16 protein-coding genes are annotated in these 13,137 nt (G+C 71.6%); 12 read left to right on the top strand and 4 right to left on the bottom strand.

Annotated elements, in window-relative coordinates:
• Window positions 1-81: 81 nt before the first annotated feature.
• Both GXW76_RS15750 and GXW76_RS15745 read left to right on the top strand, forming a co-directional pair.
• Window positions 82-594: a methylated-DNA--[protein]-cysteine S-methyltransferase gene (locus tag GXW76_RS15750; RefSeq protein ID WP_211863041.1), complete on the top strand. Its 513-nt coding sequence runs from the start codon at window positions 82-84 to the stop codon at window positions 592-594.
• Complete coding sequence (locus GXW76_RS15745; protein WP_211863040.1) at window positions 591-1,565, top strand: quinone oxidoreductase family protein; 975 nt, start codon at window positions 591-593, stop codon at window positions 1,563-1,565. Before GXW76_RS15750 ends, GXW76_RS15745 begins: the two co-directional genes overlap by 4 nt.
• A gap of 66 nt (window positions 1,566-1,631) precedes the next feature.
• On the opposite strand, the gene GXW76_RS15740 is transcribed toward GXW76_RS15745, so the two are convergent.
• Window positions 1,632-2,027 carry a zinc-ribbon domain-containing protein gene (locus tag GXW76_RS15740; protein WP_211863039.1) on the bottom strand — a complete coding sequence of 132 codons (396 nt, stop codon included), beginning with the start codon at window positions 2,025-2,027 and terminating at the stop codon, window positions 1,632-1,634.
• An 80-nt stretch (window positions 2,028-2,107) separates the two neighbouring features.
• On the opposite strand from GXW76_RS15740, the gene GXW76_RS15735 reads away from it, so the two are divergent.
• From GXW76_RS15735 to GXW76_RS15720, 4 genes are read left to right on the top strand one after another with little or no spacing between them, the layout of a single operon-like run.
• Window positions 2,108-2,782, top strand: a complete 675-nt coding sequence (locus tag GXW76_RS15735) for a cell division ATP-binding protein FtsE (protein ID WP_211863038.1) — start codon at window positions 2,108-2,110, stop codon at window positions 2,780-2,782.
• Complete coding sequence (locus GXW76_RS15730; RefSeq protein WP_211863037.1) at window positions 2,775-3,632, top strand: cell division protein FtsX; 858 nt, start codon at window positions 2,775-2,777, stop codon at window positions 3,630-3,632. The genes GXW76_RS15735 and GXW76_RS15730 overlap by 8 nt, the downstream gene beginning before the upstream one ends.
• Window positions 3,629-4,261 (top strand): YdcF family protein, encoded by a 633-nt coding sequence (locus tag GXW76_RS15725; protein ID WP_338150975.1) that lies wholly within the window; start codon window positions 3,629-3,631, stop codon window positions 4,259-4,261. The genes GXW76_RS15730 and GXW76_RS15725 overlap by 4 nt, the downstream gene beginning before the upstream one ends.
• Window positions 4,258-4,992 carry a lysophospholipid acyltransferase family protein gene (locus GXW76_RS15720; RefSeq protein ID WP_211863036.1) on the top strand — a complete coding sequence of 245 codons (735 nt, stop codon included), beginning with the start codon at window positions 4,258-4,260 and terminating at the stop codon, window positions 4,990-4,992. Before GXW76_RS15725 ends, GXW76_RS15720 begins: the two co-directional genes overlap by 4 nt.
• A 278-nt stretch (window positions 4,993-5,270) precedes the next feature.
• Here the strand turns inward: GXW76_RS15720 and GXW76_RS15715 are convergent, their stop codons facing one another.
• Complete coding sequence (locus tag GXW76_RS15715; protein WP_211863035.1) at window positions 5,271-5,846, bottom strand: gamma-glutamylcyclotransferase; 576 nt, start codon at window positions 5,844-5,846, stop codon at window positions 5,271-5,273.
• 61 nt (window positions 5,847-5,907) lie between these two features.
• Between GXW76_RS15715 and GXW76_RS15710 the strand changes: the two genes are divergently transcribed.
• Entirely contained in the window at window positions 5,908-7,020 is a 1,113-nt protein-coding gene (locus GXW76_RS15710) for a DUF2125 domain-containing protein (RefSeq protein ID WP_211863034.1), read from the top strand.
• 257 nt (window positions 7,021-7,277) lie between these two features.
• The gene (locus tag GXW76_RS15705; protein WP_211863033.1) at window positions 7,278-7,502 is read left to right on the top strand and encodes a hypothetical protein; all 225 of its coding nucleotides are present in this window, start codon (window positions 7,278-7,280) and stop codon (window positions 7,500-7,502) included.
• Between the two features lie 15 nt (window positions 7,503-7,517).
• On the opposite strand, the gene metW is transcribed toward GXW76_RS15705, so the two are convergent.
• Window positions 7,518-8,120: a methionine biosynthesis protein MetW gene (gene metW, locus GXW76_RS15700; RefSeq protein ID WP_211863056.1), complete on the bottom strand. Its 603-nt coding sequence runs from the start codon at window positions 8,118-8,120 to the stop codon at window positions 7,518-7,520.
• A 252-nt stretch (window positions 8,121-8,372) separates the two neighbouring features.
• On the opposite strand from metW, the gene GXW76_RS15695 reads away from it, so the two are divergent.
• Window positions 8,373-9,074, top strand: a complete 702-nt coding sequence (locus tag GXW76_RS15695; RefSeq protein WP_211863032.1) for a hypothetical protein — start codon at window positions 8,373-8,375, stop codon at window positions 9,072-9,074.
• Here the strand turns inward: GXW76_RS15695 and metX are convergent.
• A complete protein-coding gene (gene metX / locus GXW76_RS15690) occupies window positions 9,071-10,225 on the bottom strand; it encodes a homoserine O-acetyltransferase MetX (RefSeq protein ID WP_211863031.1) in 1,155 nt (384 codons plus the stop codon). The genes GXW76_RS15695 and metX overlap by 4 nt on opposite strands.
• 99 nt (window positions 10,226-10,324) lie before the next feature.
• Between metX and GXW76_RS15685 the strand changes: the two genes are divergently transcribed.
• From GXW76_RS15685 to GXW76_RS15675, 3 genes are read left to right on the top strand one after another with little or no spacing between them, the layout of a single operon-like run.
• Window positions 10,325-11,170, top strand: a complete 846-nt coding sequence (locus GXW76_RS15685) for a chorismate mutase (protein WP_211863030.1) — start codon at window positions 10,325-10,327, stop codon at window positions 11,168-11,170.
• Complete coding sequence (gene hisC / locus GXW76_RS15680) at window positions 11,167-12,255, top strand: histidinol-phosphate transaminase (protein ID WP_211863029.1); 1,089 nt, start codon at window positions 11,167-11,169, stop codon at window positions 12,253-12,255. Before GXW76_RS15685 ends, hisC begins: the two co-directional genes overlap by 4 nt.
• The gene (locus GXW76_RS15675) at window positions 12,248-13,135 is read left to right on the top strand and encodes a prephenate/arogenate dehydrogenase family protein (protein ID WP_211863028.1); all 888 of its coding nucleotides are present in this window, start codon (window positions 12,248-12,250) and stop codon (window positions 13,133-13,135) included. Before hisC ends, GXW76_RS15675 begins: the two co-directional genes overlap by 8 nt.
• Window positions 13,136-13,137 lie beyond the last annotated feature (2 nt).

The following is a 13,137-nucleotide window of genomic DNA, read 5'->3' as shown; positions in this document are numbered from 1 at the left end:
GCCGTGACCCGCCCGTCCAAGGCGCCGGCGGCCGCGTGGCGCTTGACGCACCCCGCCCGGCGGTGTCTGACCAGAAGCGCCATGCCCCAACTCTCCCTGCACACACCGATCGGCGAGATCACCGTCTCGGAGGAGGACGGCGCCATCGTCGCCCTCGACTGGGGCCGCGGCCGGGATCAGGAGGAAACGTCCCTGCTCCGGCGCGCCCGCGACCAGTTGCAGGACTACTTCGACGGCACGCGGATGGAATTCGACCTGCCGCTGGCCCCGCACGGCACGGAGTTCCGGCGCAAGGTCTGGGCCGCGCTGTGCACGATCCCCGCCGGCGAGACCCGTTCCTACCTCGACATCGCCCGCCAGGTGGGCTGCCGTGCCCCGCGTGCCATCGGCCAGGCGAACGGTGCCAACCCCATCCCGATCCTCATTCCCTGCCACCGCGTCGTGGCGGCGGACGGATCCCTCGGCGGCTATTCGGGCGGCGAGGGAGAGGCTACCAAGCGCTATCTTCTCGACCTCGAGCGCCGGGCGCTCGGGGCCGGGCCACTCTTCACGGCCGCCCCTGCGCCGGCCAAGCGACGGACCGAGGCTTCATGACCCACGCCATCCGCATCCACGAAACCGGCGGCCCCGAGAAGATGGTGTGGGAGCACATCCCCCTCCCCGCACCCAAGCCTGGTGAGGCGCTGGTGCGCCACAAGGCGGTCGGGCTGAACTTCATCGACGTCTATTTCCGCACCGGCCTCTACAAGGCGCCCTCGCTGCCGGCGATCATCGGCATGGAGGGCGCCGGCATCGTCGAGGCCGTGGGCGAAGGCGTGACGGAGGTCGCCCCCGGCGATCGCGTCGCCTATGCCACCGGGCCGATCGGCGCCTATGCCGAGGCCCGTTCCATCAAGGCCGATCGCCTGGTGAAGATGCCCGACGGCATCGGCTTCGAGCAGGCCGCGGGGATGATGCTGCAAGGCATGACCGCCGCCTTCCTCATCAGGAAATGCTACCCGGTGCAGGCAGGGCAGACCGTGCTGGTCCATGCGGCGGCGGGCGGCGTCGGCCTCATCATGTGCCAGTGGCTGAAGCATCTCGGCTGCACCGTGATCGGCGTGGTCAGCACCGAGGAGAAGGCCGCGCTGGCCAAGGCGCATGGCGCCGCCCATGTGCTGCTGACCAGGGACGACGTGCCCGCGCGGGTGAAGGACATCACCGGCGGCGCCATGCTGCCCGTGGTGTTCGACAGCGTCGGCCGGGACACGTTCAACACGTCGCTCGACTGCCTGGCTCCCTTCGGGATGATGGTCTCCTACGGCAATGCCTCCGGCCCGGTTGCGATTCCGGACCTTGGGATCCTGGCCGCCAAGGGCTCGCTCTATGTCACGCGCCCCACGCTCGCGACCTACACGGCGAAGCGGGAAGACCTGATCGCCCGTGCCAACGATCTCTTCGACGTGGTGGGTTCCGGTGCCGTGAAGATCCGCGTCAACCAGACCTTCGCGCTGAAGGATGCGGCAGACGCCCACCGCGCGCTCGAAGCGCGCCAGACGACGGGCAGCACCATCCTCGTCCCGTAACCGTGGGGTCCGGGGGACAGGCATGTCCCCCGGTGCCGGGGCGGGGGCAGCGCCCCCGGGCACGCTTCAGGCGAGTCCGAGCATGGCGAAGAACCGCGTCGCCGGCGGCCAGGCCGCCATGATCGCCTCGCGGAACACCACCAGGGCCACCGCCCCACCTGCCACGATCGCGAGTGACGCCGTCCAGGCCCGTACCAGCGCCCGGTCCGGCTCGCCTTCTGCCGCCGTCGGCGCGCGTTCCGGCACCGGCGGTGCTGCGAATGGCGGGTGAGGCTCGACTGGCAGCGGTGCCGGCTCAGGCGCCGGTGGTGGCGGGACAGGCTCCGCGACGGGCGCGGCTTCCACCTGCGGCAGCGGGAATTCCGCAGCGCAGCGGGAACACCGCAGGCTACGTGCCGGTCCGCCGAGCAGCCGGTCGGGAACCTCGTATTCGGTGGTGCAGGCAGGGCAGGCGATGCGCATCGGTCGCTTATCCTCGGCCGGCGCGCGCCATGCGGCAAGCAGCGGTTGAGGCGCGGCGCGCGGGCGGGCAAAAGAGTCCCATGGTGCGATTCACCCGCGTGGCCCTGGCCTACCCGGATCCGCGCGGCCGCGCCGCGTCCGAGTCGCTGCGCGACCTTTCCTTCACGCTCGGGGACGGCACCTTCACCTGGATCCTGGGCCCTTCGGGCGCCGGCAAGACCTCGGTGTTGCGCCTCATGCAGGCCGCGCTTCGCCCGACCGAGGGCGAGGTCGAACTGCTCGGCGTCCCGCTCTCCAGCGCGCGGCGGCGGGACCTGCCGGCGCTGCGCCGGCGCATCGGTGTGGTGCACCAGGAATTCCGGCTGCTCTCGCACCTCTCGGCCTGGGACAATGTGGCGTTGCCGCTGCGGCTCGCCGGCGTCGCGGAATCCACCATCCGCAACGACGTCGCCGAGCTGCTCGGCTGGATCGGCCTCGAAGGCAAGGAGGAGCGCCGGCCGGAGGAACTCTCCGGGGGCGAGCAGCAGCGCCTGACCATCGCGCGCGCCGTGGTCACGCGCCCTGCCCTGCTGGTCGCGGACGAGCCGACCTCCGAACTCGACGCCCGCCAGGCGCGGCGCACCATCGCGCTGCTGGCCGAGATGAACCGCCAGGGCACCACCGTGGTCGTGGCGACCCATTCCGAGGATCTGCCCGGGCGCCACCCCGGCCGGATGCTGATGCTCGAGGCCGGGCGGCTGGTGTCCGATGGCTGAACCCCGGCGGCGCCTGGCGCGCGATCCGCTCGGCCTGCGCAAGGCGCTGGCTGACCGGCTGCTGATCGGACTGGTGGCGGCCATGGCGCTGCTCGCCGCGCTGGCCCTGGCCGGGCGGGACGGTGCGAACCGCCTCGCGCAGCGCTGGCGCGAGGGCGCCCAGGCCGCGGTCACCGTGCAGGTGCCGCAGCCCGACGCCGCGCGGATGGAGCGCGCGCTCGCCGTGCTGCGCGCCCTGCCAGAAGTGGCGGAGGCCACCCCCGTGGACCCCGCCCGCATGGCGGAACTGCTGCGCCCCTGGCTCGGCGGCGCGCAGTCCCTGCCCCTGCCCGGCGTGATCGAGCTGCGCCTCGCCGATCTCTCCGCCGATGCCGTGCTGATCGGCGACCGCGTCGCCGAGGAGGTCCCCGGCGCGGTGACCGAGGCGCATGGCGTCTGGGTCGCGCACCTGTCCGCGCTGGCCACGGCGGTGCAGGGCGTGGCGCTGGCGGTGCTGGCGCTGGTTGCCGCCGTTGCCGCGGCGGTGGTGGCGGTGGCGGTGCGCGCAGGGCTCTCCGCGCGGCGCGATGCGGTCCTGGTGCTGCACGGGCTCGGCGCCACGGATGCCGAGATCGCCCGCCGCTTCGCCGGCCGCGCCGCCTGGCTGGTCGGACTCGGTGCTGCCGGCGGCACGATGCTCGGCCTGCCGGCGCTGGCGGGGCTGGCACGGCTCGCCGGGCCGCTGGCCGGCGAGACATCCTGGCATGCCCTGCCCTGGCTGGAACTCGCCGCGGTGCCACTGGCGGCGGCTGCGGTCGGCTGGATCGCCAGCCAGGCGACGGTCAGGCTCTGGCTGCGTCAACTGCCGTGACCGAGGCTTCACCGGGCCGTCGCCGTTCGTGGCGCACCGCGACCGTGCTGGTCGCGCTCGTTGCCCTTGGCCTCGCGGCGGGCTTCGTCGGCTTCGTCGTCGCTGCGGCGAACCCGGCCGCGCCCGCCATGGGGGAAACCGACGGCATCGTCGTGCTGACCGGCGGCAGCGAGCGGGTCGTGACCGGCTTCCGGCTGCTCGCCGAGGGGCGGGCGCCGCGCATGCTGATCTCCGGCGCCCATCCCGGCGCCGGGCTGGCCGAGATCGCCGCCGCTGCGAACCTCGACCCCGCGCCTTTCGCCGGGCGCGTCGCGATCGGCTACGCGGCGGCCAGCACCCGCGGCAACGCCGTCGAAGCCGCGGCCTGGGCCCGCGCGGAAGGGGCGCGGTCGCTGCGCATCGTCACCGCCGGCTACCACATGCCGCGGGCGATGCTGGAACTGCGCCGCGCCCTGCCCGAAACCGAGCTGGTGCCGCATCCGGTACCCTCTGCCGCGCTGCGCGCGCGGGGGGCCTTGTGGCGTCCGGGCTCCTGGATGCTTCTGCTCGGCGAGTACGGACGCTACCTGATGGCACGGGCGGGGCTATCGGGCCTCGTCGTGTCCCGACGGGAGATGCGTGACCAGTGACCTTCCTGCGTTCCGTGCTGTTCAATGCGCTGTTCCTCGGCGGCACCGCGGTCGTGGCCGTCTTCGGCCTGCCGCTGCTGTTGGCGCCGCCGGCCTGGCTCATGGGCTATGTGCGGGCATGGGCGCAGGGCGTCGTCGCGCTGCTGCGGGTCATTTGCGGCATCCGGCTCGAGGTGACCGGGCTGGAGAATATCCCGCCGGGTGGCGCGATCATCGCTGCCAAGCACCAGTCGGCCTTCGACACGGTGGTCTGGCTCATGCTCCTGCCGGCGGGGCGGCCCATGCCGGTCTATGTGCTGAAGAAGGAACTCCTCTCCATCCCGGCCTGGGGGCTGCTCGCGCGGCGTTGCGGGCACATCGCGGTGGACCGCAAGGCCGGCGCCCAGGCACTGCGCGGGATGGTGCGGGCGGGGCAGGCGGTGCTGGCCGCGGGCCGACCGATCGTCATCTTCCCCGAAGGCACGCGGACCGCGCCGGGCGAGCGCATTCCCTATCAGCCCGGCGTCGCGGCGCTGGCGCTGGCGACCCAGGCGCCGGTGGTGCCAGCGGCGACGGACAGCGGGCTCACCTGGGGCCGCCGGGCCTTCCACAAGCGGCCGGGGGTCATCCGCGTCTCCGTGCTGCCGCCGCTGCCCTCCGGCCTGCCACGTGCCGCGCTGATGAAGGCCCTGGAAAGCGCCATTGAAACAGAAAGCGACCGGCTGGCCAGAATGTCCCCATCTTGTGGATAAGTCTGGGGAACAGGCTTGCGGAAAAATTGAGTCCAAAGGTCAGGTTGGTAGGTCAAGCATCGGAAAAACCACGGTTTTCTTTTGACTCCCTGCTGCTGTGGATAATTTCATCCCGTGTGGGCATTCACGGACATCCAACGGTCGGAACCGCAACCGGGCACGTCCCGACAGCCATCCCCGCTCAGGCCTCGCCGCCGCAGCGCCCGGCGATGCCGGCACGAGGGTGTCGCACAGGGAGAGGATCGGCCTCGCCGGCGCCGGTGGCGCGCGGATCGCCTTCAGCCGGCCGGCAGCAGCGCCGCGATGCGGTCGAGCCCGGCGTCACGCACGCCCATGCCGCGCAGGTGCCGCAGCGTGTTGAGCAGATAGTCCCGGTTGGGACCCATCTGCCCATGCCCCTGCGCGATGGCCACCGCTGCGCGCTCCGCGGAAAGCCGCCCCACATAGAGACGGCAGCCACGGTTCGCGACGTAGCCCACGGCGCGCACCATCCGCCCGGAATCCAGCAGGCGCAGCGGCAGCATGCGGCGGAAATAGACCTGCTCCGCGCCGTCGGGCAGTTCGCGGTCGTCGAGGTAGGCGAGCACCTCCGTCGCCTCCGCCGCCGCCACCCGGAAGGCCAGGCCCCGGCACGCCCCGCCCCGGTCCAGGCCGAGCACCAGCCCCGGCCGCTCCGGCGTGCCGCGGTAGCGGTGCGACCACAGGCAGAAGCGTCGGTGGAAGCCCCGCAGCAGCGCCGGATGCGCCGCCGCATGGGTGAAGCCCGGCCGCCAGATCAGCGAGCCATAGGCGAAGACATAGAGGTGACCGTCGGCGTCGAGGACGTCGCGTAGTGCTGCGGTGTCGTGGTGCATGCGGGGTCCGGCCCCGCGAGTGGCGTCGCGCCGTTGCGGGCCCGGCGCTATACCGCCCCGCGTGACCAGCGCCAAGCCGCCGCCCGCCCGCCCCCGCCGCTTCCTGCGCCGCGGCGCGGCAGGCTTCCTTCTCCTCGCGGCGGCGCTGCTGCTGGCGCATGGGCTCGCCTGGCGCTGGATGACGGCCGCGCTCGCCGAACGCTTCACCGACTGGACGACGATGCGCCGCGCCCAGGGCTGGGAGGTCGAGCACGATCTTCCGACCCGCGGCGGCTGGCCCTTTGCCGCGCGGCTGACCGTGCCCGGCCTGCGCATCTCGGCCAGCGACCCCGCCGTCGCGGTGGACTTCGCGCTGGAGGTGCCGCGCCTGGTGCTGCAGATCGCGGCGCCGCGCCTCGACCGGCTGGTGATGCGGCCGCAGGGGGAGCAGCGCCTTCGCCTCGGCACGACCGAGGTCGTCTTCACGGCGGAGCGGCTCGAGGCGGCGCTGGCGCTCGAGCCCGGCCTGCCGCCGCGCGCGATCGAGGTGCTGGCGGAGCGGCTGCGCGCGGCGACGCCGGACGGGCCGTTCGAGGCGCAGAGCCTCGTTCTCGCGCTCTCCTCCCGCTTCGCGCCGCCGGATGCCGAACCGGCCGTCACCATTGACCTGGCGGCGCAAGGCGTGGCGCTGCCTGCGGGCGCCGCCTCGCCGGCGATGGCGGCCTTCGGCCGGCGCATGGAGGAAGCGCGGCTGGAGGCCGTGCTGACCCGCGCGCTACCCATGTCGGGCCCGCCGGCCGCGATCGCCGCGGCGTGGCGGGATGCGGGCGGCGCGCTCGACCTGCGGAGCGTCGCGCTGCGCTGGGGCGCGCTGGCTGGCGAGGCGCAGATGACGCTGACGCTCGACGCCGCCTTGCAACCCGCGGGCGCCGGCACGCTGCGCCTGTCCGACGCGCCCGCCGCGCTTGAGGCGATGGCCTCGGCCGGTGTGATCACGCGCGGCGCGGCGCGCACCGCGCAGGGCGTGGCCATGTTCGTGGCGCGCGTTCCGGACGGCGGCGGCGCGCCGCAGGTCGAACTGCCGTTCACGCTCGCGAATGGCATCGTCACGGTGGCGCGCATTCCGCTGCTGCGCCTCGCGCCGCTCGCCTGGACGGGCGGTGGCCTGCCGCATGCTGCGTCACCGTTGCGCTGAACCGCGGCGCAGGCATCGACATGCGAACGCATTGTGCGCTGGATCACTGTATCGCTCACGCGACGAAAAACTAACGCAACGTGCGCGACGTCTTCCGCATTGCGCGCGGAACGCGAGAGGGTCGTGAAAAGGGCGTTAAACTAGGCGTCCGGCCCGTCAGAGCCCTGTTGGCTTTCGCCACAGCAGCGTTAATGGTTGGGTGTTCACCCCGCCGTGACGAAAGCGGCGCGCCGGGTCGCGTGAAGTGAGAGACGACGATGGACGAGGCGAAGCTCACATTGGAGCCGGACAGCGATGGCACCGATCTCAGTGCCATCCTGATGATGCTGACCTACGTCGCGGCGGAATGCCGCCGTCTCGGCTCCGAGGAGGCGGCGCGGCACGCCTCCATGGCGGCGAAGCTGGTGCGGGGTTCGAGGATCCGCGGCGTCGCGGACCGCGTGGCGCGCGGCGACGACATGCGTATCGCGCCGCTGCACTGAGCGCGAAGCGTCGCGCTATCCGGCGCGGCGCAACTGGAACAACGCCTGTTCGCCGAACAGGTTCGCGAGTCGCATGGAGCGGCGCCAGGGGGCCTTGAGCCCACGCTCATCCACCGCCAGCCACTTCTCCACCACGTAGCCCTCCATCTCGCACAGCGCGAGGAAGTCGAGGATCGTGCACGGGTGGATGTTGGGCGTTTCGTACCAGGGGCGGTTCCAGGTTTCGGTGTCGGGCATGCGCCCGCGCGTGAGCAGCCGCCAGCGCAATTCCCAGTGGCCGAAATTCGGAAACGACACGATCGCATGCGCGCCGATGCGCAGCATCTGGCGCAGCACCTCGCGCGGCTTCTCCACCGCCTGCAGCGTGCGCGACAGCACCACGTAGTCGAAGCCGCCATCCGGATAGAAGGCGAGGTCGTTGTCGGCATCCCCGTGGATGACCGCGAGGCCGGAGGAGACGGCTTTCGTCACCTCCGCCATGTCGATCTCGATGCCGCGGGCGTCGGCCTGCTTCTCGCGCGTCAGGTGTTCGATCAGCGCGCCGTCGCCGCAGCCGATGTCGAGCACCTTGGCGCCATGCGGGATCATCTCCGCGATCAGGCGGAGGTCGAGGCGCATGTTCTTGGCGACGTAGCGGATGTCGGAGGGGGCTTCGGGCATGGGACGGGTCTCGCGGGACGGAACGCGTAGGAGGATGACCGCCGGAAGGCAAGGCGATTGCAGCATTGAACCGGTTCGGCTGCCGGTCGGCGCCGAGGGTAGTTCCACACGATTCAACGCCGGCGCCCGACATGCGGGCCGGTTCGTCAGTCGCAACCGGGTGGGGATAATTGTATTTGCCCGGAGCAAGACTTCAGGCCACCATGAATCGTGCTCAACATCCTGGCACAATGGTGGTACTTTTCAGGCCTTGCCATTTCTACGGCCCTGATGTGGGCGGCCGCGCTGGCATGGTTCGGCTTGGGGGCATCCCAGGGACTGCCGCGTGACGCCTTCGGGATGGTGGCCTGGGTGATGGGCTGGTTCTGCTTCGCGCCGCTCCCCTACGTCTTTACATGGTTCCTCCTGTCTAGCCTCGATGCGAGGCGCGCGGCGCTGTCCGTCATTCTCATCGGAACGCTCAGCGGCCTGGTCACCGTCGCAATTGTCGTCGCCTTGTTTGCGGCAGGGCCTTCGATTGGCCTGTTCTTCGGTCTCGGATGTGCGGCGGGTTACGGAGTCGTCATGGCTGCGTTGCAGGACAACGTGCCCAAGGGTCAGGAAAAGTCGTGGCGCGTTGCGCATGGGTGCGGCGGCGGTCTGGCAATGTCGATCTACGGCATCGCGTTGGTCGGCGCCTACGCGACCTTCGACCCCTCGGTCCGCACGGAGGGTATTTTGGGTCGGTTGGCGTTGCCGCTTGGCATCCTGGCTGCGGGGTTCGGCATTCATGCAGCTTGGTGCTGGCGGCTCATGGCGTCATCGGTGCGAGCCGACGTCCTGCGTTCGCGAAGCCTGTCTGCGATGGCCGGATCAGCGCTTGTAGCGCTCACGGTTCTTGTTCTTCGCAGTTGGCCATCCGACCCACCCTAAACCCCGGCCTTCTCCGCCGCCCCGCGCAGGAACCCCCCCAGCGCCGCGTGGAACTCCGGCTCCTCCAGCAGGAAGGCGTCGTGTCCCTTGTCCGACGCGATCTCCACGAAGGACACCCTCGCCCCCGCCGCGTTCAGCGCGCGCACGGTGGCCCGGCTCTCGCTGGTGGGGAACAGCCAGTCGCTGCTGAAGCTCGCCAGGAAGAAGCGCGTCGCCGTGCCGCGGAACGCCGCGGACAGGTCGCCCTCATGCTCCGCCGCGAGGTCGAAGAAATCCATCGCCCGCGTGATGGTGAGATACGAATTCGCGTCGAAGCGCTGCACGAAGGTGCTGCCCTGGTAGCGCAGGTAGCTCTCCACCTCGAACACGTCCTCGAGGAAAGTCAGCGAGTTCGCCCCCCGTAGCCGCCGACCGAACTTCCGCGTCAGCGCCTGCTCCGAAAGATAGGTGATGTGCGCCACCATCCGCGCCACCGCGAGGCCGCGCGCCGGGATCCGCCCGTCCTCCCAGTAGCACCCGCCCTTCCAGTCCGGGTCGCCGTGGATCGCCTGGCGGCCGACCTCGTGGAAGGCGATGTTCTGCGCCGAGTGATGCGCGGCGCAGGCGATCGGCGCCGCGGCGAGGACGGCATCCGGGTAGGTCGCCGCCCATTCCAGCACCTGCATCCCGCCCATCGACCCGCCGATCACCGCGAGCCAGCGCGCGATGCCGAGGTGCTCCATCAGCCGCTTCTGCGCGCGGACCATGTCGCGGATGGTCACGTTGGGGAAATCCGTCCCCCAGGGCCGGCCGAGGCCTCGGCCTTCGGCATCCGTCATCTCGCTGCGCGGCCCGGTCGAGCCCATGCAGCCGCCGAGCACGTTCGCGCAGACCAGGAAATACCGGTCGGTGTCGAGCGGCTTGCCCGGCCCGACGATGCTCTCCCACCAGCCGGGCTTGCCGGTGACGGGATGCGGTTCGGCCAGGTACTGGTCCCCGGTGAGCGCATGACAGACCAGCACGGCGTTGCTGCGGTCCGCGTTCGGCGTGCCGTAGGTCCGGTAGGCGACGGTCAGGGGCACCACCACGGCGCCGCAATCCAGCGGCAGTCCGTCGGGGAAGACGGCGTGCTGGTGCGCGACCTCCGGAAGGGGGGCGAACGTCTGGGACATGGATGGGCAGGATTAGGCCCCGCGCGCCCCCGCCGCAACGGGCCCCCGCATTGCAGGCGCTTGGCGGGCCGGGCGGCGCCGTCTATTGCATCGGTGCCCATGCCAGACACCGCTCCGACCGCCCCCGCCGAGGCCGAGATCGCCGCCCTTCGCGCCGAGATCGACGCGATCGACGACGCCATGCACGACCTGCTCATGAAGCGCGCCGCAGTGGTGGCCAACCTGGCCGGCAGCCGCGCCAAGGGCAACGGAACGCCCCTGCGCCCGGGGCGGGAGGCCGCCGTGCTGCGCCGCCTGCTGGCCCGCCACACCGGGCCGCTCGGCCGCGCGCGGGTGGTGCGCATCTGGCGCGAGATCTTCATGGCGAGCACCGCCATCCAGGGGGCCTTCTCGGTCGCCGTCTTCGCGCCGACCCCGCAATCCGGCCAGGCGCGGCTGGCGCGGGAACATTTCGGCCCGATCACCCCCACCCGCGTCCATCCCACCCCTGCCCGGGCGCTGGCGGCGATGAGCGCGGGGGAGGCCTCGGTCGCCGTGCTTCCCGTGCCCACCGAGGAGCCGGAGGGGCCCGAAGGCGCCTGGTGGACGCGGCTGGACGTGCCGCGCTTGCAGGTGGTGGCCCGGCTGCCTTTCCTCGGCGATGACGGCGGGACCGCCGCGCTGGTGGTCGCGCCGGTGGCGCCCGACCCCTCGGGGGAGGACCGCAGCCTGCTGCTGATCGAGGCGGAGGACGGCGCGGCACGCGGCCGCATCGCCCAGGCGATCGCGGATGCCGGGCTGCAGGCTGCCTCCATCCTTTTCGAGCGGGCCGAAGGCGCCACGCTGGCCCTCGCCGACATCGAAGGCTTCGTGCGCCAGGACGATGCGCGGCTCGCCGCGCTGCCCTGGGCGCGCCGCACCATCCTCGGCGCCTACGCGGTGCCGGTCGCCGGAGACGCGCCATGACCGTCATGCCCCGCCCTTCGATCCTGTCCGTCGAGCCCTATGTCGGCGGCGAGTCCAAGATCCCGGGCGTCAACCGCATCGTGAAGCTGTCCTCCAACGAGGGCGCCTTCGGCCCGCCGCCCGGCGCGATCGAGGCGATCCGCGCCATGGCGGCCGAGGCGCACCGCTATCCCGACGGCAACGGCCGCGCGATCCGCGAGGCGATCGGCGCGCGCTTCGGCCTCGATCCCGCGCGCATCGTGGTCGGCAACGGGTCGGACGAATTGCTGGCGCTGCTCATCCTCGCCTATGGCGGCGAGGGCACGGAACTCGTGATGAGCGCCCACGGCTTCCTGATGTACGAGATCACCGGCCTCTGGGCCGGCTGCCGCATCATCAAGGTGCCGGAGAAGAACCTGACGACCGACGTGGATGGCATGCTCGCCGCCGTCGGGCCGCGCACGCGGCTGGTGTTCCTGGCGAACCCGAACAACCCGACCGGCTCCATCCTGCCGCAGGGCGAGGTGGATCGCCTGCGCGCCGGGCTGCGCGAGGACATCCTGCTGGTGCTGGATTCCGCCTACGCCGAATACGTCACGCGGCCGGACTACGATGCCGGCGCGAAGCTGGTGGATGCGTCGGGCAACACCGTGATGACGCGCACCTTCTCGAAGATCTTCGGCATGGGTGGGATGCGGCTCGGCTGGGCCTATGCGCCGGCGCCGATCGTGGATGTGCTCGGCCGCGTGCGCGGGCCGTTCAATGTGAACGCGGCGGCGATGGCCGCGGGCGTCGCGGCGCTGGCCGAGAAGGGCTGGGTCGAGAAGTCGGTCGCGCACAACACCGAATGGCGCGGCAAGGTCGGCGCGGCGCTGACCGCCGCCGGCATCAAGGTCTGGCCGAGCGAGGGCAATTTCATCCTCGCCGATTTCGGCACGGCGGCGAATGCCAAGGCGGCGGATGATGCGATGAAGCAGCGCGGCCTGATCGTGCGTGCGATGGGCGGCTACGGCCTCGGTTCCTGCCTGCGCATCACCATCGGCACCGCCGAGGAATGCACCATGGTGATCGAGGCCCTGACCGCCTTCATGACGCAGCATGGCTGAGCCGATCTTCAACCGGCTGTGCCTGGTCGGCATCGGGCTGATCGGGTCGTCCATCGCGCGGGTGGCGCGGAAGCGCGGCGATCTGGCGCGGACCGTCGTCGCCACCGCGCGGCGGCCGGAGACGCTCGCCCGCGTGCGCGAACTCGGCATCGTCGATGTGGTCGAGGACGACCCGGCGAAGGCCGTCGAGGGCTGCGACGCGGTGATCCTCTGCGTGCCGGTCGGCGCCTATGCCGGGGTGATGGAGCAGATCGCGCCGCACCTCGCACCCGGCGTCGTGCTGTCGGATGTGGGCTCGACGAAGGGCAGCGTCGTGCGCGACCTCCTGCCCCTGATGCCGGGCGAGGCGCATCTCGTGCCCGCGCACCCGATGGCGGGCACGGAGTATTCCGGCCCCGATGCCGGCTTCGCGGAATTGTTCGAAGGCCGCTACTGCATCCTGACGCCGCTTCCCGGCACCGACCCGGTGGCGGTGGAGAAGGTGCGCGAATTCTGGCGCCGCTGCGGCTCGATGATCGAGACGCTGGACCCCGCGACGCACGACAAGATCGTCGCGGTGGTGTCGCACCTGCCGCACCTGATCGCCTTCACCATCTGCGGCACGGCGGACGACCTGGCGGAGGAGACGAAGGAAGCGGTGCTGAAGTTCGCCGCTTCCGGCTTCCGCGACTTCACGCGCATCGCGGCGTCCGACGTGGACATGTGGCGCGACATCTTCCTCAACAACCGCGAGGCGCTGCTCGAGATGCTGGCGCGGTTCAGCGAGGACGCGCACGCGCTGGGCCGCGCGGTGCGCTACGGGCAGGCGGAATTCATCGAGGACCGCATCCGGCGCGGCCGGAAGATCCGGCGGGAGTTGATCGAGCGGAAGCAGGCGTAGCG

This window comes from Neoroseomonas soli (genome assembly GCF_018129065.1).
Classification (GTDB): Bacteria; Pseudomonadota; Alphaproteobacteria; order Acetobacterales; family Acetobacteraceae; genus Neoroseomonas; species Neoroseomonas soli.
This window is presented reverse-complemented; position numbering and strand designations above follow the sequence as displayed.